This window comes from Amphritea balenae (assembly GCF_003858655.1).
GTDB classification, from domain to species: Bacteria; Pseudomonadota; Gammaproteobacteria; order Pseudomonadales; family Balneatricaceae; genus Amphritea; species Amphritea balenae.
Genome location: NZ_RQXV01000001.1, coordinates 966,984 through 992,360, shown reverse-complemented (window position 1 = coordinate 992,360; position 25,377 = coordinate 966,984). Strand labels below are relative to the sequence as shown.

At 48.3% G+C, this 25,377-nt stretch carries 24 protein-coding genes and 5 tRNA genes; 14 read left to right on the top strand and 15 right to left on the bottom strand.

What is annotated here, in order from left to right; translation table 11 throughout:
* On the top strand, positions 1–1,472 hold a 1,472-nt coding region (locus tag EHS89_RS21035), incomplete at its 5' end, for a hypothetical protein (RefSeq protein WP_211340280.1).
* Positions 1,473–1,486: 14 nt separating this feature from the next.
* Positions 1,487–4,567: an EAL domain-containing protein gene (locus EHS89_RS04450; RefSeq protein ID WP_170167409.1), complete on the top strand. Its 3,081-nt coding sequence runs from the start codon at positions 1,487–1,489 to the stop codon at positions 4,565–4,567.
* 62 nt (positions 4,568–4,629) lie between these two features.
* Here EHS89_RS04450 and rarD read toward each other — a convergent pair whose 3' ends face one another.
* Genes rarD through EHS89_RS04435 form a run of 3 tightly spaced genes read right to left on the bottom strand, consistent with a single transcriptional unit; the run spans position 4,630 to position 6,770 of the window.
* Positions 4,630–5,538, bottom strand: a complete 909-nt coding sequence (gene rarD / locus EHS89_RS04445) for an EamA family transporter RarD (protein WP_124924867.1) — start codon at positions 5,536–5,538, stop codon at positions 4,630–4,632.
* A 4-nt stretch (positions 5,539–5,542) separates the two neighbouring features.
* Entirely contained in the window at positions 5,543–5,761 is a 219-nt protein-coding gene (locus tag EHS89_RS04440) for a hypothetical protein (RefSeq protein ID WP_124924866.1), read from the bottom strand.
* A complete protein-coding gene (locus tag EHS89_RS04435; protein WP_124924865.1) occupies positions 5,751–6,770 on the bottom strand; it encodes a hypothetical protein in 1,020 nt (339 codons plus the stop codon). The genes EHS89_RS04440 and EHS89_RS04435 overlap by 11 nt, the downstream gene beginning before the upstream one ends.
* A 146-nt stretch (positions 6,771–6,916) precedes the next feature.
* Between EHS89_RS04435 and EHS89_RS04430 the strand changes: the two genes are divergently transcribed.
* Positions 6,917–7,381: an Lrp/AsnC family transcriptional regulator gene (locus EHS89_RS04430; protein ID WP_211340279.1), complete on the top strand. Its 465-nt coding sequence runs from the start codon at positions 6,917–6,919 to the stop codon at positions 7,379–7,381.
* A 169-nt stretch (positions 7,382–7,550) separates the two neighbouring features.
* Here EHS89_RS04430 and EHS89_RS04425 read toward each other — a convergent pair whose 3' ends face one another.
* The 9 genes from EHS89_RS04425 to EHS89_RS04390 all read right to left on the bottom strand — a co-directional run bounded on the left by EHS89_RS04425 (position 7,551) and on the right by EHS89_RS04390 (position 14,836).
* Positions 7,551–7,967, bottom strand: coding sequence for a Rieske (2Fe-2S) protein (locus EHS89_RS04425; protein ID WP_124924864.1), 417 nt, complete (start codon positions 7,965–7,967; stop codon positions 7,551–7,553).
* Positions 7,968–8,010: 43 nt separating this feature from the next.
* Positions 8,011–8,568, bottom strand: coding sequence for a putative Fe-S cluster assembly protein SufT (gene sufT, locus EHS89_RS04420; RefSeq protein WP_124924863.1), 558 nt, complete (start codon positions 8,566–8,568; stop codon positions 8,011–8,013).
* 28 nt (positions 8,569–8,596) lie between these two features.
* The gene (gene sufU, locus EHS89_RS04415) at positions 8,597–9,073 is read right to left on the bottom strand and encodes a Fe-S cluster assembly sulfur transfer protein SufU (protein WP_124924862.1); all 477 of its coding nucleotides are present in this window, start codon (positions 9,071–9,073) and stop codon (positions 8,597–8,599) included.
* Positions 9,074–9,152: 79 nt separating this feature from the next.
* On the bottom strand, positions 9,153–10,430 hold the full coding sequence (locus EHS89_RS04410; protein ID WP_308430924.1) for an aminotransferase class V-fold PLP-dependent enzyme: 1,278 nt from the start codon (positions 10,428–10,430) through the stop codon (positions 9,153–9,155).
* Positions 10,430–11,824, bottom strand: coding sequence for a Fe-S cluster assembly protein SufD (gene sufD, locus EHS89_RS04405; protein WP_124924861.1), 1,395 nt, complete (start codon positions 11,822–11,824; stop codon positions 10,430–10,432). The genes EHS89_RS04410 and sufD overlap by 1 nt, the downstream gene beginning before the upstream one ends.
* On the bottom strand, positions 11,811–12,650 hold the full coding sequence (gene sufC / locus EHS89_RS04400; protein WP_124924860.1) for a Fe-S cluster assembly ATPase SufC: 840 nt from the start codon (positions 12,648–12,650) through the stop codon (positions 11,811–11,813). The genes sufD and sufC overlap by 14 nt, the downstream gene beginning before the upstream one ends.
* Entirely contained in the window at positions 12,637–12,786 is a 150-nt protein-coding gene (locus EHS89_RS21030; protein ID WP_170167408.1) for a hypothetical protein, read from the bottom strand. Before EHS89_RS21030 ends, sufC begins: the two co-directional genes overlap by 14 nt.
* 13 nt (positions 12,787–12,799) lie before the next feature.
* Positions 12,800–14,248: a Fe-S cluster assembly protein SufB gene (sufB, locus tag EHS89_RS04395; RefSeq protein ID WP_124924859.1), complete on the bottom strand. Its 1,449-nt coding sequence runs from the start codon at positions 14,246–14,248 to the stop codon at positions 12,800–12,802.
* A 27-nt stretch (positions 14,249–14,275) separates the two neighbouring features.
* Positions 14,276–14,836: an SUF system Fe-S cluster assembly regulator gene (locus EHS89_RS04390; RefSeq protein ID WP_124924858.1), complete on the bottom strand. Its 561-nt coding sequence runs from the start codon at positions 14,834–14,836 to the stop codon at positions 14,276–14,278.
* Positions 14,837–14,965: 129 nt separating this feature from the next.
* Between EHS89_RS04390 and EHS89_RS04385 the strand changes: the two genes are divergently transcribed.
* Complete coding sequence (locus EHS89_RS04385; protein ID WP_124924857.1) at positions 14,966–15,544, top strand: CPBP family intramembrane glutamic endopeptidase; 579 nt, start codon at positions 14,966–14,968, stop codon at positions 15,542–15,544.
* A gap of 75 nt (positions 15,545–15,619) precedes the next feature.
* On the opposite strand, the gene amrS is transcribed toward EHS89_RS04385, so the two are convergent.
* Both amrS and fdxA read right to left on the bottom strand, forming a co-directional pair.
* Positions 15,620–16,720 carry an AmmeMemoRadiSam system radical SAM enzyme gene (gene amrS / locus EHS89_RS04380; RefSeq protein ID WP_124924856.1) on the bottom strand — a complete coding sequence of 367 codons (1,101 nt, stop codon included), beginning with the start codon at positions 16,718–16,720 and terminating at the stop codon, positions 15,620–15,622.
* An 87-nt stretch (positions 16,721–16,807) separates the two neighbouring features.
* On the bottom strand, positions 16,808–17,131 hold the full coding sequence (gene fdxA / locus EHS89_RS04375) for a ferredoxin FdxA (protein WP_124924855.1): 324 nt from the start codon (positions 17,129–17,131) through the stop codon (positions 16,808–16,810).
* A gap of 194 nt (positions 17,132–17,325) precedes the next feature.
* On the opposite strand from fdxA, the gene EHS89_RS04370 reads away from it, so the two are divergent.
* The 10 genes from EHS89_RS04370 to EHS89_RS04325 all read left to right on the top strand — a co-directional run bounded on the left by EHS89_RS04370 (position 17,326) and on the right by EHS89_RS04325 (position 24,817).
* Positions 17,326–17,985, top strand: a complete 660-nt coding sequence (locus EHS89_RS04370; RefSeq protein ID WP_124924854.1) for a peroxiredoxin — start codon at positions 17,326–17,328, stop codon at positions 17,983–17,985.
* A gap of 215 nt (positions 17,986–18,200) precedes the next feature.
* Positions 18,201–19,349, top strand: a complete 1,149-nt coding sequence (locus EHS89_RS04365) for a YeeE/YedE family protein (protein WP_124924853.1) — start codon at positions 18,201–18,203, stop codon at positions 19,347–19,349.
* A 117-nt stretch (positions 19,350–19,466) separates the two neighbouring features.
* Positions 19,467–19,542: transfer RNA gene (locus tag EHS89_RS04360), tRNA-Glu, on the top strand.
* Between the two features lie 11 nt (positions 19,543–19,553).
* Positions 19,554–19,629 (top strand) — tRNA-Gly (locus EHS89_RS04355).
* Between the two features lie 278 nt (positions 19,630–19,907).
* Positions 19,908–19,983, top strand: a tRNA-Glu gene (locus EHS89_RS04350).
* Positions 19,984–19,994: 11 nt separating this feature from the next.
* Positions 19,995–20,070 (top strand) — tRNA-Gly (locus EHS89_RS04345).
* A gap of 22 nt (positions 20,071–20,092) precedes the next feature.
* A tRNA-Glu gene (locus EHS89_RS04340) sits at positions 20,093–20,168 on the top strand.
* A gap of 154 nt (positions 20,169–20,322) precedes the next feature.
* Entirely contained in the window at positions 20,323–20,739 is a 417-nt protein-coding gene (locus tag EHS89_RS04335) for a hypothetical protein (protein ID WP_124924852.1), read from the top strand.
* On the top strand, positions 20,729–21,931 hold the full coding sequence (locus tag EHS89_RS04330; RefSeq protein WP_124924851.1) for a TonB-dependent receptor: 1,203 nt from the start codon (positions 20,729–20,731) through the stop codon (positions 21,929–21,931). The genes EHS89_RS04335 and EHS89_RS04330 overlap by 11 nt, the downstream gene beginning before the upstream one ends.
* A 21-nt stretch (positions 21,932–21,952) precedes the next feature.
* Positions 21,953–24,817 carry a putative bifunctional diguanylate cyclase/phosphodiesterase gene (locus tag EHS89_RS04325; protein WP_124924850.1) on the top strand — a complete coding sequence of 955 codons (2,865 nt, stop codon included), beginning with the start codon at positions 21,953–21,955 and terminating at the stop codon, positions 24,815–24,817.
* Between the two features lie 81 nt (positions 24,818–24,898).
* Here EHS89_RS04325 and EHS89_RS04320 read toward each other — a convergent pair whose 3' ends face one another.
* Positions 24,899–25,294, bottom strand: coding sequence for a PA2817 family protein (locus EHS89_RS04320; RefSeq protein WP_124924849.1), 396 nt, complete (start codon positions 25,292–25,294; stop codon positions 24,899–24,901).
* Positions 25,295–25,377: the final 83 nt, after the last annotated feature.

The following is a 25,377-nucleotide window of genomic DNA, read 5'->3' as shown; positions in this document are numbered from 1 at the left end:
AGATCCTGAATGTGGATATCTCCGCGATCGATGATGCTGATGGCCTGGGAAGCTTCAGCTATCAATGGTTGCGCAATGGATCCGTAATCAGCGGGGCTATTCTGACCAGCTATCAATTAGGCGATGCCGATGTCGGCCAGCGCATCTCCGTGCAGGTGAGTTATACCGATGGTCATAGCACCCCGGAACAGCTGGTCAGTCTGGAAACCGCCGCGGTTGCCAATATCAATGATGATCCAACCGGGTTGCCGCTGATTATCGGTCCGGTTGAAGAGGATCAAACCCTGAATGTGGATACCTCCGCGATCGATGATGCTGATGGTTTGGGTAGTTTTAACTATCAATGGCACCGTAACGGTTCTGCGGTTAGCGGTGCGACACAGAGTAGCCACCAGTTAGGTGATGCGGATGTCGGACAGCTTATCTCAGTAGAAGTCAGTTATACCGATGCTCAGGGAACAGCGGAACAGCTACTTAGTGCGGAAACTGTAGCGGTGGTCAATATCAATGACCTGCCGACTGGTAAGCCGATGGTGAACGGTCAGGCTGTACTGGCACAGCAGTTAAGCGCAGATACCTCTTCAGTGCAGGATAGTGATGGACTGGGAAGTTTCAATTTCCAGTGGCTGCGTAATGGCCAGGTGATCGGTGGTGCAGTGAACAGCGACTATACGCTACAGACTGATGACCTGGGCAAACGAATATCGGTTGAGATGAGCTATACCGATACCTATGGCATGGCAGAAAGTGTGGTTAGCGCACAAACAAACCCTGTTATAACGCCGCCGGATGTTGTGGACGATTCTGAACCTGAACCAGAACCGGAAGAATTGCCGGGGCCGGTGGTTTCAGAAGGAGAGGATCCCGATTCGGAAGAGCAGGCGCAATCCCCTGAAGATGAACAGGAGGCTAGTGTCTTAATAGAGTTGGCAGATGAGATACAGATAAGCGGGGGCGGAATTCTGCCCTCGGTATCACCGGTTCAGGCGATTGATTCACAGCAACTGGTCGAATTAGTAGCGGTTCCCATGGAAGTGAAAGATCCAACAGAATATCAGGCAAGGGATATACAGACAGAAGCACCGGTTCTACAGCGAATCGATCTGGCTCAGCTGGAGATCCGGCGTTTTACCGAGTTTGAGCCGGTTCAGAGTCTGCAAGTTGAAGGATTAAGCAGTGAAGCTCTGGAAGTTGGGCTGGCAGAGCTGAAGCTGGAGCTTGATGATGCCGCTAATCAGTCCGAAAACAGCTATCAACTGGGTGGTGAAACCGCTGTCGCTGTTTCCATGAGTGTATCAGCCTGGTTCGCAATATGGTTATTTCGTGCCGGATCATTGCTTGCTTGCTTCCTCTCGGTGATCCCTTTATGGAAACAGTTTGATCCTCTGCCAATTTTGGGTTCAGGCAGCAAGGCTAAAGTAAAAGCCCATAAACCTGACCGGGTTGATGAGCTGTTTCAGCAAGATAAGTGATGGTGGAGAACGCTATGACTAATGTACTTAAATCACCCTTGATCAGAATAAGTTTTGGCTTGGTTATGATGACGGTAACCCTGCTACTTATCTCCGATGCGATTGGATTAATACCGGATACCCGACGGGCAGAGTTGAATGCACGCAGAGTTATCGCAGAATCTCTTGCTGTTCAGCTTTCGGCTGAAATAGCAGAAAGAAACTACAATCATGTTGAGCAAGTACTGCATGCTATCGTGGTTAGGAATGGAGAAATTAATTCTGCGGCAATCCGCTTAGTCGAGGATGGTGTCGTAGCCGAATATGGTGATCATGAACGGCATTGGCAAAAGCTTCTCCAGACTAATTCAACTCCTGAACAGATGCAGATACCGATTTTTAATAATGATATTCGTTGGGGAACCGTAGAGCTCAGCTTTAAACCCTTGTCTTCGGCTGGACGATTGAGTGACCCCAGTAGTTTCTATAGCGCTGTCATATTTGTCGGAATATTTGGGTTTATTTTCTATATCCTTTTTTTACGTCGTAGCCTGAATGAGTTGAATCCTGATTCAATAATTCCGGATCGGGTCAGAAAAGCTTTAGATACCCTTTCTGAGGGGTTGTTGATTATTGATACTGAGAACCAAATTATCTTTTCTAACTATCGCTTTGCTGAATATATAGGGCAGCAACCGGAAGATCTGGTTGGGCGTGATAGTGAACAGTTTGATTGGCGGTTTAGTGATGGTCAGCTTAAAGAGCTGCCCTGGGTGCAGGTTCTGAAAGGAAAAGAAATGTCGGAAATTTTTCAGATAGGACTGGCGACAGCTCTGGATAAGACTTATCGCTTTAAAGTAAATGCCTCTACTATTACCGATCCAGAAGGTCGGGTGCGAGGGGTCTTAGTGACATTTGACAATATCTCAGAGATTGAAAAGAAAAATGAAGAGTTGCGTCGCACCTTTTATAAACTTGAAAAGAGTCAGCGGGAAATTACTCGTCAAAATCGTGAATTACAGATCCTGGCCACCCGTGATTCTTTATCTGGATTGTTGAATCGCCGTTCACTGTCTATGGGGTTTCAGACCTTATTTAGTGAAGCTCAGGATGAGAAGGAAAACCTCAGTTGTATTATGGTGGATATTGATTTTTTTAAATCGATTAATGATAGTTTCGGCCATGCGATGGGAGATATGGTTATCAAACTGATCGCTCAGCTTTTGACTGAGCACTCCAGGCCCAACGACCTGGTCGGACGTTATGGTGGTGAAGAGTTTCTTCTGGTTTTGCCTGGTGTTGCAATGGGCAGTGCACGAGGTATTGCTGAACGGATTCGTAAGGCGATCCATGATTGTGTTGATAAAATTCAGCTTGATGCGGCTGTGCGAATCACTGCTAGTTTAGGGGTTTCCAGTATGACTTCAGTTAGTGGTAGTCATGAGGAACTCCTGGATCAGGCGGATAAAGCGCTCTATCAGGCTAAAGAGACCGGTCGTAACAAAGTAGTATGTTGGAATGTACTAAATAATGGACAACCAGATACGTTGGTAAAGGATGGTCTGCAGGCGATTGACCGGATAATACCGGATGGGGGGAAAGAGGTTAGGAGTGATTATATTTTGCCGGATGCATTGTTACTGAACGACCCCGGAAGTCCCGATGATGCTTCGCTCATCGCTGAGTCGGATAACTTTGCCAATAATACCATTCAGAATGAGCGGATTGATCAGGCCATTATCTGTGCTAAGCGTTATGGTACCCATGTCGCAGCGCTGGTTATTGATATTGATGCCTTACACTATGTCAGTGATACCCTGGGTCATAGTGTCAATCAAAAAATAGGTAAACAGGTTGTTTCACGTTTGAAGGCGGCTTTACGGCAGATAATAGAAACAGCGATGAGTAAGGATCATTTTGAATTCAGTGTCTCACAGCTGGGTTTTAATAAGATCAATGTATTGTTGATGGGATTTGAGCGGAGCGAGATTGTTCCTTCGGTATTACAGCAGATTAATGCAATCTACAATACTGCTGTTGAGGTTGAAGGGCATGAATTCTATCTTAATTCTCACACCGGGGTTAGCCTGTACCCGGTGGATGGGGGCGATTCTGACAGTTTGATTCGTAATGCCTGTAGTGCAATGCGGGAAGCTAAGCTTAGTCAGGGACGAACTAGCTTCCGGTTTTATGACGATGAGATTAATAAGCGTTATCGGCGTCGAATTCGCTTAGAAGCTGAGCTTCACAGAGCGGTTGAACGAAATGAGCTGGTACTCTGTTATCAACCCAAGATAGACCTGAAAAAAGGCAAAATCATCGGTATGGAAGCGCTGATTCGTTGGCAGCATCCTCAGCTGGGTATGATTCCCCCTGATGATTTCATACCACTTGCTGAACAGACCGGTTTTATTGAGGAGATAAGTCGTTGGGTGGTTTATACAGCCTGCCAGCAGATCAGTTATTGGCAATCTGCGGGGTACGGTACCCTTAACGTTGCAGTTAATTTGTCGCCGATTGAGTTTCAGAATCCCTTGTTGGGAAGTAAAATCATTGAGATGGTTCAGGATGCCGGTATTGCCCGATGTGCTCTTGAATTTGAGATTACTGAAACGGCAGTGGTGAAGAGTATAGACTCTGCTACCGTTATTTTACACCAGCTGTCAGAAGCTGGCTTTGGTCTTTCAGTGGATGATTTTGGTACTGGTTACTCTTCGCTGAGTTATTTGAAAGGCTTCCCTCTGAGCAAAGTTAAAATCGATCGCTCCTTTATAACCGGGTTTGTTGAAAGCTCGAGTGATGCAGCTATTGTCAGTGCAATAATCGCCATGAGTCATAGCCTGGGATTAAAAGTTGTAGCTGAAGGGGTTGAGACCCTTGAACAGCTGCGTTTTCTTCAGGATCTTCAGTGTGATGAGATGCAAGGGTATCTCATCAGTAAACCGGTCAGTGCCGGTGAAGTTACAGCTTTGCTTAGCCGTGAAACTGATATTCGCAATCTGATAACTGATTATCACAATCAACCAAGTGCGTCGTTAGGGGGGGCTGTTATTACCGTGCTTAACGACTTTCCCTCTGATACTCATGATGCGCTTGAGAGTGAAGTATTAGAGTAAAGTAAGAACGCCTCTTAAAACCCTAGATTTTAGGTTTGCTTAAGCCTAGAGCTAAAATGGTTTTAATCTGTTGCTAGCGGGATAGCTTTTCCTTTTGTCTGCCAGAGGCTTTCTAAGGTAAAAAATATCAGGCCAACCCAGATAAAAGAAAAAGTGATTAGCTTGTTGCCATCTAAAGGTTCGTTATAAATGAATACGGCCAGCAGGAAGGCGATACTCGGCGCGATATATTGCAGCAGGCCGTTGAGGGTCAGGGTTAAGCGACGGGCGCCAGCGGCGAAACATATCAAAGGTAAGCTGGTGACCAGGCCTGAGGCAATGAGTAACAGCGTTGTAGCGTCGGTGGTGAATTGGAATTGCAGAGCGTTTTGCTGAGCGAGCCAGAAAAGGTAAGCCAGTGCTATTGGGCTGAGTAGTAGCGTTTCGATAAGCAGTCCAGAGAATGGATCAACTGTCAGACGTTTACGTAGCAAACCGTAAAAGCCAAAGCTGAATGCCAGAACAAGGGCTACCCAGGGTAGGCTGCCTAACAGCACCAATTGATAGCCGACCCCAATAGCAGCCAAAATGATAGCCAGCCACTGAATTCGCCTTAAGCGTTCGCTAAGAAAGATCATTCCGAGTAATACGCTGATCAGCGGATTGATGAAGTAACCCAATGCGGCTTCCAGAATACGGCCTTGCCCTACGGCCCAGATAAATACCAGCCAGTTAAGCGATATGATAATGGCTGAAAGCAGTAAGCCGGCAACCAGGCGATGTTGTTTAAGGTAGCGGGTAAATTCCTGCCAGCGACCGGTCGCTACGATAAAAATGGCCAGAAAGGCAACCGACCAGAGTACTCTGTGGGCAACTACCTCAAACGGACTGACATGGTCGACCGCTTTGAAGTAGATCGGTACCAGTCCCCACATGCCGTAGGCGGCGAGGGCGAATAGAATGCCTTTACGTTGTTCGGTATCTGTTGGCACTCGGTTATCCTTGTATTGTACGGGGTTGGTCAGGTGTAACTTTGTGCATCACAAAACGATACTGGAGCTTGTCGCTAGTGTAGTTGTGCAAGCGTGTCATTACGTCAACATCAAACGGGCTGAGATGGTCAACCGATTTAAAGAAGTTCGGTACCAGCCCCCGCATGTTGTAGGCGGCGAGGGCAAATAGAATGCCTTTACGTTGTTCGGTATCAGTTGGCACTCGATTGTCCTCGTGTTGAGGTGGATTGATCAGATGTAACCTTGTGCATCAGAAAACGATACTGGAATTTATCACTGGTATAGTTGAGTAAACGTGTCATTACGGCAACAAACACCAGACTAAAAGCCAGACGAGCCCAGAGGATACCAGACAGGTCAGCACCCATCGTCAGAACCAGCAAGGTATCTTCGATAATGCTGTGACACAGGCTTAGCAGGCAGAGTGCCGAGAAACAGTCTTTAGGGCTGATATGTCCGCTCTGCGCTTCACGGATCAGCAGCCCTCCACCGAAAGACAGTCCCAGTGTGATACCGATAATAGTCAGCGAGGCCGCTTGCTGGCCTATGCCAAGTAACCTGAGTACCGGGCGCAATAACCAGATCATCAGGCGCTCAATATGCACCCAGCGCAGGAATCGGAGCAAGCTTAGCAGCGCGGTGACGATCACGACAATCATCGCCAGGCCTTGCAGTTGAGTGATAACCCACGCCGTAAGACTGGTATCGGTAACCGGGGCGGTCCAGAGAAGTTCGACAGGTTGCTGTAACCAGCCCCCCCAGCTATAGCTGTGATGTAACAGGGCGCCCAGTACTAACGCGGAGATCAGCCGTATGAGTAATGCCGCAGCAAAACGGACGCCAGCTTTCTGAGCGATGCGGACCTCTATCGGCAGGCTGTGGGCGATCAGTAACATACTGCTAAGCACTGTGACCTGAGCGACGGTCAGGTTCTCCTGAGGTGCCAGCTGAAAAAATATCAGCATGCCGCCATAGATATTGGTTAGCAGGGTGGTCGTCCAGACCAGGCCCATGGTGTCCGGCAGGCCAACTAACTGCATCAGTGGTTCCAGTGCCCGACTGATGTAGGGGATAGCGCCCAGCTCTTCGAGTATCTTAACTGCAATCAGCACGGGGATGGTCAGTTTGAACAGCAGCAGGCACACCTCATAGGTCTCTTTAGCCAGACCTGGAATAGTTTGTTTGATGAAGAGACGGGTATGATTGTTCATGTGCTGCTGCCTGAAATAATGAAACAGTAGTGTAATTGAGTTTTAATGTGCGGGATTTCATATATTCTTATAACAGCGAAATAAAATGTCTTTTTATCTGTTCAAAATTTAATTGAATTAGATTACTTGATTGGATCGTTGAATTTATGAGTATTGAACTGGATCGTATCGATCGCCATATCCTGAATCTGTTGCAGCAGGATAACCGTATCAGCAATCAGGATCTGGCTGAAAGAGTGGGGCTTTCTCCGCCAGCTTGCCTGCGTCGGGTTCGCAAGCTCAGGAATGACGGTATCATTATGGCTGATGTCTCTCTGGTTGATCCCAGAATGATGGGGCGTTATCTCAATATTATCGTTGAGGTGGAGATGAGCCGGGATCAGTCCGACGTCTATGATGCCTTTATTAAAAAGATGGATCTGGCCGCTGAGGTGACTCAGTGTTATCAGGTAACCGGTGAGGTTGATTTCCTGTTGATGGTGATGGTGCCGGATATGGAGGCCTACGAGGTGTTTATCCGTCGGGATCTGTCCAGTGATGCTAATCTGCGAAAATTCAGGACATTGATTTCAATGCGGCGGCAGAAATTTAAGACGTCGATTGAGTTATAGGATCTGACTACCGGATGTTGTCTTAAGAAAAAACGATGTCTTAAGAAAGATCAGGCTCATCCTGTTCAATGGGCTCGTCATAGATTTAAAGATCAGGGTCGTTCTGTTCGGTTGGCTCATCATAGATTTAAAGATCAGGGTCGTTCTGTTCGGTTGGCTCATCATAGATTTAAAGATCAGGGTCGTTCTGTTCAGTTGGCTCATCATAGATTTGGAGCCGGCCATCCTGAATACGTACTGCAAAACAATCAATATCTTCGAAGGCGGGGGGCTTGAGTACTTTTCCGGTTTTCAGGTTAAAACAGGCGCCGTGTCTGGGGCAGGTAACTGTTGGGTTATCGGCTGTGTCGTTAGCCGTGTCGTTAGTTGAGTTGCCATGTGAAATGTTGGTTGAGCTGCCGGGTATGTTGCCAGTGGTGCTTGAGAAAGTACCGCCGTCGAGTTCGCCGCCATCGTGTGGGCAGATATTTTCAACGGCATAGTAACAGCCATCGATATTCACCAGTAATACACTGAATTCATTCAGCTCAATCACCCTATGTTCGCCCGATTCTAATGCGGTTGCTACGTCATGCCAGTGTGCCATTAAACAGTTACCTCAGTATATTTATGCTGATCTGATGACCCATTCAGAGTAATCCAAGTTGCAACCTGGCAGCTTCAGATATGCGGCTTGAATCCCAGGGTGGGTCGAACACCAGTTTGATATCTACGCTACGAACTCCTCTGATCTGCATGAGCTTTGTTTTTACATCGTTGGCCAGCACTCCCCCCATACTGCAGCCTGGTGCTGTAAGAGTCATCGCAATCTGAATATGATTGCCGCCTTCAGGGTGACGACTGATATGGCAGCTGTATACTAGGCCCAGATCAAGGATATTGACGGGGATTTCCGGATCAAAACAGGTACTGAGTTGCCGTCGAATCTCTTCGTGATCGACCGGAACATCTTCACACTCATTGGCAGCGGGCGTATCTGCCCTGGGTTTAAGGGGAATTAAACCCAGGGCGTCGGCATCCTCGCTATCTATGCGTACCAGGTATGAGCCGGTGCTGACAGTATAAGTCCCCCCCAGTGACTGCTGTATTTTAACTTCAGTTCCTTTGGCTAGGGATATCGGTTCGGCCGATGGAATCACCAGGGCGTTACAATCCCGCTGTAATTTGATGGTTTTTTTATTTTCCATTTACCAGTCCCTCGTTTTCCTAGATATTCTATTCAGTAGTAACCCAGGCTTCAGGTTTGTCTTCATCTTCATTAAGGGCGCCAAGCAGAGCATGCCATGCCAGGGTGGCGCATTTAATTCGGGTCGGAAAGGCTCGCACACCGGCTAACACCTGGAGTTTTCCCAGCTTTTCTGGTTCTGCCTGGACTGCTGTATCACCGGTGAGTAACTGATGAAATTGCTGAAACAGAGTCTGTGCTTCCGCTATTGTCTTGCCTTTCAGACATTCGGTCAGCAGGGAGGCTGATGCCATGGAGATAGCACAGCCTTCACCCAGAAATGAAGCCTCTTCGATGACCTGTTCAGGACCTGGCCTGATGAGTAAAAAAAGCTGCAGACGATCGCCGCATAGAGGGTTATAGCCTTCCTGGCTATGGCTGTATTCCTGTAGCACTTTGAAGTTACGGGGGCGGCGTCCATGGTCAATAATGACTTCCTGGTACAGTTCACGTAGTTCGTTATTCATATAAAACCTGGCTGAATATATTTGTTGCTTTTAGCTCCTCAGGTTGTCAGTAGCGATTATTTAAATAGTCACCTAACAGTTATTTAAAGATGCGCTTTACCTCGTGTAAGCCTGCTAGCAGGGCGTCGATATCTGCGCGGTTGTTATACAGTGCAAGGGAGGCGCGGGCTGTAGCCGCGATCCCTAAGTGTGCCATCAAAGGCATAGTGCAGTGATGCCCTGCACGGATCGCAATGCCAGACTGATCCAGAATTGTGCTTACATCATGGGCGTGGGCTTCAGCCATGACAAAAGAGAGGATGCCCGCTTTATGCTTGGCGGTACCAATCAAACGCAGGCCGTCAATCGATGATAGCTGTTCAGTGGCGTAAACCAGCAGTGCCTGTTCATGGCGGGCAATCTGATCCAGACCAATCGCATTTATATAATCCAGAGCACTGCCGAGACCGATGCTACCGGCGATATTAGGTGTGCCTGCTTCAAACCGGTAGGGCAGCTCGTTGTAGTCTGTATGGGCAAAAGTAACCCGGCTTATCATGTCACCACCGCCCTGATAGGGCTTCATCTTTTCCAGCAACTCCTGTTTGCCGTAAAGTATGCCAATACCGGTTGGCCCATACACTTTATGACCGGAGAATGCATAGAAGTCGGCATCCAATGCCTGTAGATCAACCTGCAGGTGAGGTACCGCCTGAGCGCCATCGATAAGTACCGGAATGCTCTGTTGATGGGCCTGTTTGATCATCTGCCTTACAGGATTGATAGTGCCCAGGGCATTGGATACTTGAGTGATGGCAAGCAGTCGGCATCTGGGGTTCAGCATTGTTGTAAATGCATCCTGCTCGATTTCACCGGCATCATTAATCGGGATTACTTTTAATGTTGCGCCGGTCTGGTTACAGATAATCTGCCAGGGCACGATGTTAGAATGATGCTCCATGGTGCTGATCAATATTTCATCTCCAGGGGATAGCAGGGGCTTGGCATAACAGTGAGCAACCAGATTAATCGCTTCGGTGGTGCCCCGCACGAAGATGATCTCTTTTCGGCTTTTTGCGTTCAGGAACCGCTGAACCTTATCCCGGGATGCCTCATAGGCGCTGGTGGCTTCTTCGCTGAGATGGTAAACCCCGCGGTGAACATTGGCATTAGTTTGCAGATAGTAGGTTTGGATGCAATCAACCACTTCCCTGGGTTTCTGGCTGGTAGCGGCATTGTCCAGATAGACCAGAGGCTGGTCATACACCCGGCGTCCCAGAATAGGGAAGTTCTCGCGTACAGCGTCTATATCAAACGTCAGGCTGTTGTCGACCAAACCTTGAGTTTCTTTGCCGGGGATGCGATCGCGCATATTCATCACGACCACCTTAGGGGCTTATATTTTTTATCTGCTAGCAGCGCCCCGTCAGGCTGCACAGCCTGTGCATCACGAGCCAGAGCATCACGAGTCAGCGAAGTTAGCTGCTTACGTAGCTGTCCTGCAGGTATGCGATTGAGCAGTTCATGGGCAAACGCCGAGGTCAGCAGGGTGCGTGCACTGTCCCGGTCCAGCCCTCTGCTGCTGAGGTAGAACAGCGCTTCATTATCCAGTTGGCCTACGGTGGCACCATGGGAACATTTAACGTCATCTGCCTCTATCTGCAGTTCGGGTTTGGTATCCATCTCCGCTTTTTTTGAAAGCAGAAGGTTTTTATTCACCTGACGGGCATCGCTTTTCTGAGCGTCTGGATGAACTATCGCCATGCCGTTGAAGACCCCTCGTGCCTGGCCGTTAAGAACGCCTTTGTAGAATACTTCGCTGTTACAGCCGGGCTTGAGATGGTCGACTCTCAGGTGATTATCCAAGTGTTGATGATCCGCCAGAATATAGAGTCCATCCAGCTGAACCTGAGCGCCTTCGGCGTTAAGCCTGACCTGAATGTCATTGCGACAGAGACCGCCATCGAGTGCCAGTGAAAAACTTTGAAAGCAGCTATTTCCGGCTTGCTCAACATGGATGCCTGCGATATGCCGGCCCAGTGCATTTTCACGTAATAATTTGAAGTGTGTTAGCCGGGCGCCTTTTGCAAGAACGACTTCCGTGATTGAGTCGGTAAAATTCGGCGCGCCATCTTTCTGCTCCTGTTGGGGGGATGCCAGATACTCTTCGATCAATTGGGCCTGTGCTCCTGGTTCCAGCACAATCAAAAGGCGAGGGTAACAGGCTTGAGGCTCTGTTCCTGCGGGGCTGTAGAACAGGCAATGTATCGGCTTTTCCAGGTGGCAGTCACGAGGTACATAAAGCAGGACACCGTCTTCCAGCCAGAGTGAATTCAATGCTGCAAATGGATGGTTGTGGTGCTGTGCAATTCGCCCCATGTGGGTTTGAATCAGGCTATGTTCCTGTTCAAGTGCTTGTTTCAGCGGCATTAGTTTAATGCCATGGGGAAGTGGGCCAAGCTGAGACCAGTTCGCCTGGAAGCGCCCCGCAACAAATGTCAGTCGATAATTTTGTTTGGTATTGGAGGTTTTATTTGATGAACTTAGGGCTTTATTCTGTTTGTTTACTGCACCGGGCGACGCAAGATTAAACGCTGTGTTAGCCAGTGTTTTGATGCTGGTATATTTCCATTCTTCCTGTTGTATCGTCGGCAGCCCCTGTGCAGAGAAGTCCTGTTGCGCCTGCTGTCGAAACGCAGTTAACCAGGGCCAGCCTGAATTGACCGGGGAGTTGTATCCATCTGTTTCATTGAGCAGTCTAGCGTTCTGCATCAGGCACCTCCTGATCAATCTTCAGGGATTCATTCGAAGGCGTGTGAGATTCGTTTGAAATGAGTTCTGAGAGATCGGTTATCGTCTCCGGCTGATTGGGGGCATAGCCTTGCTGCTCCAGTTCAAGCGCCAGCTCTGGTCCACCAGAACGAATGATGCGGCCGTCTTGCAGTACATGAACCCGGTCGGGGACCAGATATTCCAGCAGGCGCTGGTAGTGAGTGACCAGTATCAGGGCACGTTCTGGGCTACGAAAAGCATTTACCCCGGCGGCAACCCGCTTCAGCGCGTCAATGTCCAGCCCTGAGTCGGTCTCATCGAGTATCGCCAGTTGCGGTTCCAGAACCAACAACTGAAGTATTTCATTGCTTTTCTTTTCCCCTCCGGAGAAGCCTTCATTGACCCCCCGGTAAAGCAGGGCTTCCTCCATCTGCATCTGTGCCATTTTCTGTTTTACATCGGTGAGAAAATCAAAGGCATCCAGTTCGGGTTCACCCCGTTGTTTGCGCAGGCTGTTAAGCGCGCTCTTAAGAAAATGGATATTACTGACGCCAGGAATTTCTACCGGATACTGGAAGGCCAGGAAAACCCCTGCTCCCGCACGCTGTTCGACATTCAGTGATAGTAGGTCTTTGCCCTGGTATGACACTTGTCCCTGGCAAACATGGTAATCAGGGTGGCCTGCCAGTGTCTGGGCCAGGGTGCTTTTGCCTGAGCCGTTAGGCCCCATGATGGCATGGACCTCGCCTGCAGCCACTTCCAGGTTGATGCCCTGCAGGATCAGTTTGTCTTCAATACGAACGGTCAGGTCTTTAATACTCAACATAATGGCTCTCCCGTATTTTTGCGACCGTGGGTAGCAGGCGGTCTTTCAGGAATCGCCATAGCCGACGCAGGAGGTTAATCAGTGATTTAAGTAAGCCCTTTTTTTCATGGGCATTCGTGTATTTAGTGTCAGACATAATTCACCTCTGTTTAGCCTATAGCACCCTCCAGACTTACCTCCATCAACGCTTGTGCCTCGACCGCAAACTCCATCGGTAGTTTATGAAATACCTCTTTACAGAAACCACTGACCAGCATGGAGACGGCCGCCTCAGTATCGATACCCCGCTGCTGACAATAATAAAGCTGCTCATCACTGATCTTGGTAGTGGTCGCTTCATGTTCTACCTGAGCCTGAGGGTTTTTTACTTCGATATAGGGCAGGGTATGGGCGCCGCATAGTGAGCCGAGTAGCAATGAATCACATTGGCTGTAATTACGGGAATCAAGCGCCTTCGGTCCGACTTTAACCAGGCCCCGGTAGCAGTTTTGTCCGTGACCTGCGGATATTCCCTTGGAGATAATAGTGCTGCGGGTATGTTTGCCGAGATGGGTCATCTTGGTGCCGGTATCGGCTTGCTGATAATTATTGGTCAGTGCAACGGAGTAGAACTCGCCGACGGAATAATCGCCTTTCAGAATCACGCTGGGATACTTCCAGGTAATGGCGGAGCCTGTTTCTACCTGAGTCCAGGAAATTTTGCTGTGCGCACCGACACAGAGGCCGCGCTTAGTGACGAAATTGAAAATTCCACCATTGCCTTCCTCATCACCGGGATACCAGTTTTGTACCGTGGCGTACTTTATTTCTGCGTTCTCAAGAGCCACCAGTTCTACCACCGCAGCATGTAGCTGGTTCTCATCCCGCATCGGGGCGGTACAGCCCTCAAGATAGCTGACGTAGCTGTCATCTTCAGCAATGATCAAAGTGCGTTCGAACTGACCAGTGTTGGCTGAGTTGATACGGAAATAGGTAGATAGCTCCATCGGGCAGCGCACACCTTTGGGGATATAACAGAAGGAACCATCACTGAACACCGCCGCGTTGAGGGCGGCATAGAAATTATCGGTATAGGGAACAACTGAGCCAAGATAACGTTGTACCAACTGTGGGTGCTTCTGTACCGCTTCAGAGAAGGAACAGAATAGAATTCCCTGTGCCGCCAGCTCGTCCTGAAACGTGGTAGCAACTGACACACTGTCAAAAACCGCGTCAACGGCCACTCCGGCCAAACGGGCACGCTCATGCAGCGGTACTCCCAAGCGTTCGTAGGTGCGGAGGATTTCCGGATCGACTTCGTCCAGGCTTTTAGGGCCTTCGGATGTTGTTTTGGGGGCCGAATAGTAGCAAATAGAGTTATAGTCGATCGGCTCATAGTGCACCCGGGACCAACGGGGGACGGGCATGGTCAGCCAGTGAAAATAGGCCTGCAGGCGCCATTGTAGCAGGAATTCTGGCTCGTTTTTTTTCGCGGAAATTTGTCGAATCACCGCTTCACTTAATCCTGGTGCCAAACTGTCAGAATCTACTTCTGTCACAAATCCCTGGCTATAACCTCGCTCGAGCATGCGCTCAAGTGGAGGTGTTGTAGTAGCCATGCGGGGCGCTCCTCCCTTTTCAGGGGCTTATATTTTCAGGTCGAAATACTCTTCGGATTCAGTTGATAGCTCTGTGTTCGTAGCTGATGGCTCCCTGTTATCAGTTGAAGGCTTTGTGTTATTCGCTGAGGGCTCTTTAATATTAGCTGAGGGCTCTTTAATATTAGCTGAGGGCTCTATCTGAGCGGGTTGTCTCAGCAGAGTCTCCAGGCTTACCTGCTGCAGTGCTTTATGGATCACACCATTAATTCCCTGCCACTGCTGGCGAATAGCACAATGAGATTCTAACTGGCACAGGCCGCTATGGCGGCTGCATTCTGTTAATCCTACCGGGCCTTCCAGAGCATTGATTACGTCGGCCAGCGATATCTCCTGCGGTGTCTTTGCCAGTGTGTAGCCTCCATGTTTGCCGCGACTGGAATAGAGCAGGCCGTTACGGCTCATTATCTTCAGCAGTTTGCTGACGGTACTGGCAGGTAATGTAACCTGCTGAGCCAGACTGGCAGCACTATAAGTAGCCGCTGGGCTAAGTGCCATCCGGGCCAGTATGACGGTGCCATAATCTGTCAGTTTGCTTACACGCAACATTGAGTATTTCCTTTACCTTTATACAGTACCAGTATAGTCCCATATTGATTGCCTGCTCAGGTTTATCCCCGGTTTCATGCTGAGTCAGCTAGGCTGATACTGGATCAAACACTAGTCTCTGGAATTGTGATGCGAGGAAAGCCGATATCATCGAACAGGAAAATCATCCGCTTAGCGTTGGGTTTCGAGGGCGGCCTGGTTGTCGTCGCTTTGATGCTGGGCTGGCTGCTTAATTCGCCACCGTTCGTACAATTTCAGTTTGGCTGGCAAGGCGTAGCATTGGGGTTGCTGGCGACGTTACCGCCGCTACTGCTTTTGCTTGCGGCCGTTCAGCTCGAGTACCGTCCTGTTCAGAACCTGTTTCGTTTGAGCCGTGAACATGTAGCAACTTTCTTTAATGGGGCTTCACTACTGGATCTTGCCCTGATCGCCTGTGCTGCCGGTATCGGTGAGGAAGCGCTTTTCAGAGGTGTTATTCAAAGTCGATTGGCAATAGAGTTCTCTCCCTGGGTCGGCGTCGTGATCGCCAGTCTTCTGTTTGGTCTTGTGCATTTTATATCACTGACTTATGCGATATTTGCGGCTTTGTTTAGTCTCTACCTTGGCTGGTTGTTACTTAGTTTTGATAATCTTCTGGTGCCGATCATCACGCATGGGCTTTATGATTTTATTGTACTGGCGTATCTGGTGAGCCACCGGTCCGATTAGACTTATTCTCAATAACCAGGTCGTTTTAAAAAATTATTGAAATAGAACAGACGCTGAAGTTGAAAGCTGGGCTGCTCAGGTTTGCAGAATACGCACCATCTTACGTTGTGGTCCCCATGTGCCGGGGGAGCCATTGAATACACCGGGTAGGGGGGTGTGACATTTGAGACAGTGGCCGTCGTCGGTGAGCCCCCAGTGGCCCAGCTTGTACCAGCAACGCTCAATCAACATGGCTCCACAGTTATGACAATAGGTACTTTCACCCGCAGTATCATAGACGTTGCCCGTATAAGGGTAGCGAATGCCGTTTGCTATAGCGATTTCACGAGCGCGGGTAAGGGTTTCAGGTGGTGTGCGTGGCTTATCCATCATCTTCCAGTCGGGGTGAAAGGCGGAAAAGTGCATGGGAATGTCAGGCCCCAGATGTTCAACAACCCAGCGGGTCATGGCATCGATCTCTGCGCTGGAGTCGTTCTCACCAGGAATCAGCAGGTTGGTGATCTCAAACCAGACATCGGTTTCGTGTTTCAGGTATTCGAGGGTATCGAGTACCGCTGCCAGTTCTCCGCCACAAATTTTCTTATAGAACTTCTCGGTGAAGGCCTTCAGGTCGACATTGGCAGCATCCATATGACGGTAAAATTCAGCTCTGGGTTCCGGGCAGATATAACCGGCGGTAACAGCAACACTCTTTAGCCCCTGTTCATGGCAGGCATCGGCGACGTCCATGGCGTATTCCATAAAGATCACCGGATCGTTGTAGGTGTACGCAATGCCAATACAACCGAGTCGTTTTGCGGTTGCCGCTAACTCTTCTGGCAGAGCCTGATCCGCCAGGGTGTCCATCTCCCTGGATTTGCTCATGTCCCAATTCTGACAGAATCTACAGGCCAGATTGCAGCCCGCAGTGCCAAAGGACAGGATTGAATTGCCGGGGAGAAAGTGATTAAGAGGCTTTTTCTCTATTGGATCGATACAGAAACCACTGGAACGGCCCCAGGTATAGAGCATGACCTGGTCATCTTCGCGGCCACGTACAAAACACAAACCTCGCTGGCCTTCGCGCAATTTACAGGCACGGGGGCATACGTCGCACTGAATCCGATCATCGTCCAGCTTATGCCAGTATCTGGTTGGTAATATTTTGTGGCTTTGCGGAATCATCTGTCTGCCCATCCCTAATGTGCTCAGCACTCTCTATAAGTATAACTTGCGCAGAAAAGTAAGCCTGAAGGCCTTAGGTATGAAGTACTGGAAAGCGCTTTATCGCTCCAGAAGGTGTTTTTTGTCGGGCTCAGTTTCCCACTGTTTTGCGTCCGGGGGGGCTGCTTTCACTTCGTTGATATTAGGCCAGATGGCGGCTAGCTCGGCGTTGAGCTTAATAAATTCCTGCTGATTTTCGGGTACATTTTTTTCTTCCATAATCGCATCGACAGGGCACTCCGTCTCACACAAAGCGCAGTCGATACACTCTTTGGGATTAATAACCAGAAAATTAGGACCCTCATAGAAGCAATCTACCGGGCAGATATCGACACAGTCGGTGTATTTGCACTTGATACAGGGCTCAGTCACTACAAAAGTCATGGCAAGGTATCCTCCTTTTCAAGACATACTTCACTGGTCAGTATAGCTGCGCTGAATGTATGGGTTGGACTCAATAATAGTCATTACTGATTCTGCAGTTTTCCAACTCAACTATACTCATGGGTGCTATGAAGCTTCTGTAGCAGAGGGTTCATAAAGCAGCTTAACTCACTCAACTACTATGGAGGTGTATCATGCCACTGCGTATTGGAGATGATGCCCCCGACTTCTCCACCGAAACGACCGAAGGAATAATCAATTTTTATGAATGGATAGGTGATAGCTGGGCGGTACTGTTCTCTCACCCTAAAGATTTCACCCCGGTTTGCACGACTGAACTGGGCTATATGGCGGGCCTGAAACCCGAATTTGATAAACGAAACTGCAAGATCATTGGTCTGAGTATTGACTCAGTCAGTGACCATGTTCGCTGGGCGAATGATATTCAGGAAACTCAGGGGCATGTACTTAATTATCCACTGATAGGCGATACTGATCTGGCGGTTGCCAAGTTGTTCGATATGATTCATCCCAATGCCAGTGGCAGTTCTGCACAACGAACGGCGGCGGATAATGCAACTGTACGGTCTGTGTTTGTGATCGGGCCGGATAAAAAAATTAAACTGATGCTCACCTATCCGATGAGTACCGGGCGCAACTTTGACGAGGTGCTAAGGGTGCTTGACTCAATTCAGCTGACCGCCAAGCATCAGGTAGCAACACCTGTAAACTGGAAAGCGGGTGAAGATGTGATTATCGTGCCAGCCGTATCAGATGAAGAGGCGAGAAAGAAGTTCCCGCAAGGCTGGAAAGCTCCCAAACCTTACATTCGGATTGTGCCACAGCCTGAATAGGCAGATGTTTGAAGATAGAAATATACCGTATTAAAAACCTTCTTACTAAGGGGTCTGTTCGCAGGCTCCTTAATCCTAGTCTATGAAACTTATTGCTAATATAAACTGCTGACTTATATCAAGCGGAAATAAGCTTATATCTATATAATAGTCTGTTCATAAATTATACAGACTGGCTGCCAGATTACTTTCTGTAGCCGACGCCGGGTAGCGATATGGATTTTGAATGGCTGATAGATAGCTTAGGTGAAGCGGAGACGATGGCTTTCGGTGGTCTGGTGCTTGGCTTTCTATTCGGTATATTTGCTCAGCGTAGTCAGTTCTGTCTGCGGGCCGCTGTACTGGAGTTTTATCAGGGTAAGCTGGGTCCTAAGGTTGCCATCTGGCTGTTGACGTTTTCAGCGGCAGTACTGGGAACCCAGACGCTCTTATCGATGGGGGAGCTGGATATATCGGATTCCCGCATGTTGGCGTCTTACGGGAGTTTATCGGGTGCTGTTCTGGGTGGCATTCTGTTTGGTTCGGGTATGGTACTGGCGAGAGGCTGTGGTGCGCGGTTATTGGTGTTGGCAGCAACGGGCAATTTACGGGCGTTATTTTCAGGGCTGCTATTTGCAACGGCTGCCCAGGCAACATTAAGAGGGATATTTGCTCCGGCACGGGATTCCGTTGCTGGTGCCTGGTTGCTACATGATGATGGTGGCCTGGAAGTCATTTCGTTTCTGGGCTGGGGAGAATATGCCGGTTTTTATATCGGACTTGGCTGTGCTCTGGTTGCTATTCTGATCGGTATTAAAAACAAGCTCACAACCTGGGGATGGATAGGCGCTATCGGGGTCGGCAGTATGGTGGTCGGTGGCTGGTGGTTTACCTATCATATGTCTTATCAATCGTTTGAGCCTACCCAGGTTGAAAGTATGACTTTTACCGGGCCTTCTGCAGATACTTTAATGTACTTCCTGACACCGGGTGGTGCGCCGATGGATTTTGATGTAGGTTTAGTGCCGGGTGTTTTTCTGGGATCCTTTCTTGCGGCTTTAGCTTCAGGCACTTTCAAACTGCAGGGTTTTAAAGATGGGCGCAGTATGGTGCGTTACATTATTGGTGCAGTGTTTATGGGGGTGGGTGGCATGCTTGCCGGTGGTTGTGCCGTTGGTGCAGGTTTGACGGGTGGTTCGGCTTTCTCTATAACTGCCTGGATTGCCCTTGCTTCGATGTGGGCGGGGGCTGGCATTACCTATTTCAGTCTGGATCGTAAAGCGGAACACGCAGAGCAGGCGCTGGTTGATGCCCAGGCTGAAGGTGAGTTAGAGGTAGGGCAGGGGGCAGGTGCAGCTGTCTCAAAGGAGCCGATCAGGGTCTGAGAATATCACCTGAGACAGGGCTGTAAAAAATGTGACTAAATGCAATAAAAGGGCTTGACCGAAAAGGGTCATATCAATATTATACGCACCGTCTTCCGGCAACGGTAGTCACTCAGCGTCCCATTCGTCTAGTGGCCTAGGACACCGCCCTTTCACGGCGGTAACAGGGGTTCGAACCCCCTATGGGACGCCATTTTTTGCGACGCGGAATTAGCTCAGTTGGTAGAGCGGAACCTTGCCAAGGTTCAGGTCGTCGGTTCGAGCCCGATATTCCGCTCCACTCGCTTTTATTTATCTCCCTTACTTATCTTTAGCTCCTTTAATAGCACTTAAGAATAGTCCTCAAGAATAACCCTCAGGTTTCAACTAATCGCCATTATCTCAATTTCATTTTTTGTAATTTAGTCCTGTTTGGCTGCCTGTCTTTTACTCGTTTTATCAACCCATTCTATTATCTGCTTAAAGCCTGAAGTTTTTGCTTTATATGCCTTGACGGCGGATCGGTTAGTCATTAATATACGCGCCTCCTTTGACGAGGAATGTTACAGAAGTATATGTGTCCCATTCGTCTAGTGGCCTAGGACACCGCCCTTTCACGGCGGTAACAGGGGTTCGAACCCCCTATGGGACGCCATCTTTTGTAAAGCGGAATTAGCTCAGTTGGTAGAGCGGAACCTTGCCAAGGTTCAGGTCGTCGGTTCGAGCCCGATATTCCGCTCCAATTTACAGCATTGCCTGTATGCGTCCCATTCGTCTAGTGGCCTAGGACACCGCCCTTTCACGGCGGTAACAGGGGTTCGAACCCCCTATGGGACGCCATTTCTTTTTCTTCTTATATTTTCTTGTTTAATTTCTGTTTTGTACCCGTTATGGGTGGCATTTTTGTTGTGCTACATGTTCTTGTTACTGTGCCTCGTATATACTGTCCCCTTTGTATGTGATTGGTAATCTCTTCATGTATTTGCGGATAAGGATGTCGTTGCTCATATTGGTATTCAGCCTCTGTCTGAATACCAGTTCTGCTGTGGCCGACTCGGTCATAGTGTCAATGGATGTGGAAGAGCTCTCGTTCAATAAGAACTTTCTTCTTGCTGTCTTCTCAATGCGTGTAACCCGCTGGCCCGATGGCCGTCCAATTAAGGTATTTGTCCTACCCGATCGTCACCCAGTACATCATCGTTTTGTAAAACAGCATCTTCAGATATTTCCCTATCAATTGAGAAATAACTGGGATCGTCAGGTTTATACCGGTACGGGTGAAGCGCCGGTGCAGGTAGATGATATTGATGAGATGTATATCAAAGTCAGTCAAACACCGGGATCAATAGGTTATTTAAGCGCACCAAAGGAACTGAGTCTCAAGGAAGTGAGGTCTGTTGATGAATATTAATTATCTGTCGGCACTGTTTGTGTCTGGATTGTCTTTGTTGAGTTTGCCGGCTCTGAGTGACCCCCATATAAGCGATTTAAGTATTAATGGCTTTATTACTCAGGGGTTTTTCTATACCGATGAAAACAATATCTATGGGCAAAGTAGTGATAATGGCAGCTTTGAATTTCGCGAAGCTGGGATAAATACTTCATATCGGTTTAATTCACGGTTGCGGGGCGCAGCTCAGCTAATGTCCCGTAAAGCGGGAGCGGTAGATGACGGCAATCCTAAGCTGGACTACGCTCTGCTAGATTATCGTTTTACTGATTCTGTGGATAATGCTGCAGGTATACGTCTGGGGCGTTTGAAAATTCCTTTTGGCTTTTACAATGAAACCCGTGACGTTGCTTTTACCCGCCCCAGCATAATGTTGCCTCAATCACTTTATTTCGATCAGGCCCGTGATGTTGAGTTGTCAATTGATGGGGTTATTGTGTACAGCTATCTCGAAGTGCCGGGAGGCTGGCTGGATATCGATCTTCTTTATGGTAAACCGCAAACAGACACTAATGTGGAATATACCTATCTGTCTGGGGATGCGCCGGGCAAGTTTGATGATTCTATGGGCTATCTGGGCCGGGTAATATATAACGCAGATGGCGGGCGTGTTCGCTTAGGAGCAATGCTTGCTAATTATGAATTTAGTTACCAGCCAGCTAAGCCAGCGGTCTTTTTGGATTTTGATAAAGGGAACATGAAGTTAGATCTGTTTATCCTTTCGGCTCAATATAATGCTGAAAAATGGACCGCTACCGCTGAATATATGCTCCACGATTTGGACTGGCGTGAGCTGGGTGGGGTATTCGCAGTTAGCCCTCAGACAACCATAGAGTCATATTATTTACAGCTGCAGTATCGTATTGATCAGAACTGGGAGTTACTGCTTCGATACGATGATATGAGACTGGATAAAGATGACCCTAATGGCACAACCAATGCGATATTATTTGCACCAAAGCCTGCCCATACGTTTTATTCTGAAGATATAACCGTCGGTGTTGGCTGGAAGCCTAATCCTGATTGGTCTTTTCGGGCTGAGTTACATAACGTGAAGGGAACGGCATGGGCGGCAGAGCAGGATAATACTGATCCTACAGAACTGCGTAAGTATTGGAATATTTTTGCTCTGCAAGCGACCTACCGCTTTTAATTAAAGGGATGGGATAACCGCATGAAGGAAGGCATTCGCACACTGTTTCTGAGTCTCCGCTGGAAGATATTTATCTTGCTGGTGGTGGTACTTGTGGGGGTGCAGGGGCTTTATGCGTTATTTTCACTTACGCAACTGGAGGAGCAGTTTAAGCTTCAGCGGCAAAAAATTAACAATGCAGAAATTGCCCGCCTTAATGGTTCGGTTGAAGCATCATATCAGCGTCTTTTAGAAGCTGCAGAGCTGTTACCCCTGATTGATATCAGTCAGACGGATGAATATATATCGCCGCTGGTTCAGCTGAGTCAGACTATTAATCTTAAATTTGATGCATTCCAACTGGGTGGCTCAGTCAATGCGGCTTATCTGTATGATGACGAAGCCAGAATGGTTGGCTTCTGGGGCAATAAAGTTCATATCCCCGCCGCTGAGATACAGGCTGTATACGATACCGAGCGACCGTTACGTAAATTATCCTGTAATACTGTTTGTATTCGCTATGTCGCGATTCCAATTCAGCTAAATGGTGCAAAGCAGGGTGTCCTGATGGTCGGACGCTTTCTTTACGATGTTATCTATGGCATTAAACAGCAGACGACTCTGGATATAGGCTTGGCGCTTCAGGCGCCGGGTGATGCTGGTGAGATGCCCGAGTGGGGCCTGCTGATTAACTCGCTGACTAACCGGGCGCGTAATCAGGAACTACTGGAAAAACTAAGTCGTGAGCAACTGTTTTCAGCGACGGGCGGTGTGTATCAACTGAATTCTAATGATCGCCAGTATGAGGTTTTGTTTTCGCCTCTGGAGGGCGTAACAGAGGGGACTGCTTACTGGGTTGTACTTGATGATATTTCCAGTCACCTTGAAAGTATTGAAAGTAGCCTGATAAATTACCTTTTATTGGGCGTCGGTGGCATTTTATCTGCTCTTATTCTGCTGACGATGCTACTCCAGCAACCGATCAATTTCTTTGCTCTGTTGTCACGTCAACTATCGCTATTAAGTCAGAACAAGTTTGGTGAGTTCAGGGATTCCCTGGGGCAACATAACGAGCGCAAAAGCTTGTTTGGCTCTGATGAAAGAGATCTGCTGGTTGCCAGCGCAATTCAATTAAGTGAACAGCTAGAGCGGCTAGGGGATGAGGTTGATGAGCGTACTGATAGCCTGGAGAAGAGTCGTCAGGCACTGACTAAAGAGCGCGACTTCCTGTTTGGGCTACTGGAAACTGCCCCCTTGCTTATTATTACCCAGAACAGTAGCGGTGATCTTCGTAGCGTTAACCACTTCGGTATGCAGCTGATGGGGTTGGAGAGCAGAAATTTCCGTAAAGATAACTTTCTGAAGAGCCTGCAGCGGGAAGAAGAGCGGCAGGAGTTTATAAGTCAGACGCAGCGTCTGATGGATGGATTAGAAAGTCAGGTACGTACTGATAGTGTGTTGCTGGATAATTCAGGTAATCGTCATGATATATCCTGGCTACATGCGCGTTTACGTCATTCCAAGGATGAAGAACCGCTGATGCTGAGTATCGGTATGGATATAAGCGATCGGAAGCGGGCTGAGCGCCGGTTGCACTGGTTGGCCAATCATGACCCACTAACAGAGCGTCCCAATCGGTTGTTTTTTATGAGTTGCCTGAATGATGCGATAGAGAAAAGTCGTGTTCAGCGCAGTCATGTATCGCTTCTGTTTATCGATCTGGACCGCTTTAAAGAGGTGAACGACTCTTTGGGTCATCAGGTAGGTGACAAGCTGCTTAAGGTAGCTACAAAGAGAATTAACGAATGTATTCGTGAGAGTGACCTGTTGGCGCGTTTGGGTAGCGATGAATTTACAGTATTGCTGACCAGTGTCCGGGATCTTGAGGGTGCAGAAGTTGTAGCCAGTAAAGTGTTACAGGCTTTTCAGCAGCCATTCTGGATTGGCGAGTATGAGATTGTCGTCACTGTGAGTATTGGCATCAGTATTTTTCCGGATCATGGAAATGACGCTGCAGGGCTGATTAAGCATGCTGATGTGGCAATGTTCCAGGCTAAAGATGCCGGTAAAAACTGTTATTACATCTATGATGTTGAGAAAGACCATCAACGTTATGAACGGTTCTCGTTGGGTGCCGACCTGCGTAAGGCAATTCAGAAAGATGAGTTGGTACTGTATTACCAGCCTCAGATAGACGCTTCCACCGGGGAGGTGGTCGGGGTTGAAGCGCTGGTTCGCTGGCAGCATCCTACCGCAGGCCTGTTGCCGCCTGATCGCTTTATACCTTTGGCTGAAGAGTTAGATCTTATTATTCCGCTGGGTGAGTGGGTGCTGCGGGAAGCCTGTCAGCAAATGCAGGCCTGGAGTAAAGTGGGCGTGCCGCGAATGAAGATCGCGGTTAATCTCGCGGGTCAGCAGATCGCTCATGAACGGCTCATCAGAAGTGTTGAAGAGGCGTTGGAAGAGTCTGGTCTGAGAGCTGATCAGTTAGAGCTGGAAGTGACAGAAAACTTTGTCATCCGTCAGCCTGAAGTGACCGTCGGTAAATTAACCTATTTGCGTGAGAAGGGTATCACGCTGGCAATGGATGATTTTGGTACCGGTTACTCATCGCTGAGTTATTTGAAGAAATTACCGATAGATAAACTAAAGATTGATCGTAGTTTTGTTAAGGATATCGGGGTTGATCGCAGTGATGAATCGATTATTAAAGCGACACTGGCGATGTGTCATTCCCTGGGGCTGGAAGTGGTTGCTGAAGGTGTTGAAACTACGGAACAGTTAAGCTTTCTTACCGATAACGGCTGCCAGATTATTCAGGGTTATTACTACAGTAAGCCGTTGCCTCCTTCGGAGTTTATGGACTTTATCTGTGATTCGGGTCAGTTATTAGCTGAGCCTGAATAGAGCATTTTGTCGCCACCTGGTGGCGATATCGGGCATAAAAAAAGCGGCTAATGCCGCTTTTTTTGAATCTTACAACAGAGATCAGTTCTGGCCGAAAACTGCGGCTCTCTTGTTAATGTAATCGAACTCTTCACCTTTCTCTTCTGCTTCAAAACGAAGTTCATCAAGGAGTTGGAATTTCTCAATCTCATCGTCAGGCATGTTGTGGAGACAGTTGTTACCGAAGAACCAGAGCAGGTCGCGAGCAATGAGATGTGCGAACTGGGGATACATTCTAAAGGCGCGATCAAGAAAGATTTCACCATCCTGGTACATATGCTCAGATCCATCTTCAAAGTCTTTTACGAGCTGTTGAAAGTCCAGAATGAACTGTTCGTCGTCATTAGAGATCTCTTCTAACGTAAATGGCTCTTGCTTTATAAAGTTGTTGTAAGCAATTTTCAGAAAGTTCAGATGGTGAAACTGATAAGGTGTCATATTTGCCTGATGTACTGTTTAAGTAGTTGTAGGCAGTATTTTACTCCAGAATTTGGTGACAGCAACCGTTGAAAAAATGCTAA

Coding starts and splice junctions, on each gene's coding strand:
- EHS89_RS04450 (WP_170167409.1), top strand. CDS start 1,487: ATGACTAATGTACTTAAATCACCCTTGATCAGAATAAGTTTTGGCTTG.
- EHS89_RS04435 (WP_124924865.1), bottom strand. CDS start 6,770: ATGAACAATCATACCCGTCTCTTCATCAAACAAACTATTCCAGGTCTG.
- EHS89_RS04430 (WP_211340279.1), top strand. CDS start 6,917: ATGAGTATTGAACTGGATCGTATCGATCGCCATATCCTGAATCTGTTG.
- EHS89_RS04425 (WP_124924864.1), bottom strand. CDS start 7,967: ATGGCACACTGGCATGACGTAGCAACCGCATTAGAATCGGGCGAACAT.
- sufT (WP_124924863.1), bottom strand. CDS start 8,568: ATGGAAAATAAAAAAACCATCAAATTACAGCGGGATTGTAACGCCCTG.
- sufU (WP_124924862.1), bottom strand. CDS start 9,073: ATGAATAACGAACTACGTGAACTGTACCAGGAAGTCATTATTGACCAT.
- EHS89_RS04410 (WP_308430924.1), bottom strand. CDS start 10,430: ATGAATATGCGCGATCGCATCCCCGGCAAAGAAACTCAAGGTTTGGTC.
- sufD (WP_124924861.1), bottom strand. CDS start 11,824: ATGCAGAACGCTAGACTGCTCAATGAAACAGATGGATACAACTCCCCG.
- sufC (WP_124924860.1), bottom strand. CDS start 12,650: ATGTTGAGTATTAAAGACCTGACCGTTCGTATTGAAGACAAACTGATC.
- EHS89_RS21030 (WP_170167408.1), bottom strand. CDS start 12,786: ATGTCTGACACTAAATACACGAATGCCCATGAAAAAAAGGGCTTACTT.
- sufB (WP_124924859.1), bottom strand. CDS start 14,248: ATGGCTACTACAACACCTCCACTTGAGCGCATGCTCGAGCGAGGTTAT.
- EHS89_RS04390 (WP_124924858.1), bottom strand. CDS start 14,836: ATGTTGCGTGTAAGCAAACTGACAGATTATGGCACCGTCATACTGGCC.
- EHS89_RS04385 (WP_124924857.1), top strand. CDS start 14,966: ATGCGAGGAAAGCCGATATCATCGAACAGGAAAATCATCCGCTTAGCG.
- amrS (WP_124924856.1), bottom strand. CDS start 16,720: ATGGGCAGACAGATGATTCCGCAAAGCCACAAAATATTACCAACCAGA.
- fdxA (WP_124924855.1), bottom strand. CDS start 17,131: ATGACTTTTGTAGTGACTGAGCCCTGTATCAAGTGCAAATACACCGAC.
- EHS89_RS04370 (WP_124924854.1), top strand. CDS start 17,326: ATGCCACTGCGTATTGGAGATGATGCCCCCGACTTCTCCACCGAAACG.
- EHS89_RS04365 (WP_124924853.1), top strand. CDS start 18,201: ATGGATTTTGAATGGCTGATAGATAGCTTAGGTGAAGCGGAGACGATG.
- EHS89_RS04335 (WP_124924852.1), top strand. CDS start 20,323: ATGTCGTTGCTCATATTGGTATTCAGCCTCTGTCTGAATACCAGTTCT.
- EHS89_RS04330 (WP_124924851.1), top strand. CDS start 20,729: ATGAATATTAATTATCTGTCGGCACTGTTTGTGTCTGGATTGTCTTTG.
- EHS89_RS04325 (WP_124924850.1), top strand. CDS start 21,953: ATGAAGGAAGGCATTCGCACACTGTTTCTGAGTCTCCGCTGGAAGATA.
- EHS89_RS04320 (WP_124924849.1), bottom strand. CDS start 25,294: ATGACACCTTATCAGTTTCACCATCTGAACTTTCTGAAAATTGCTTAC.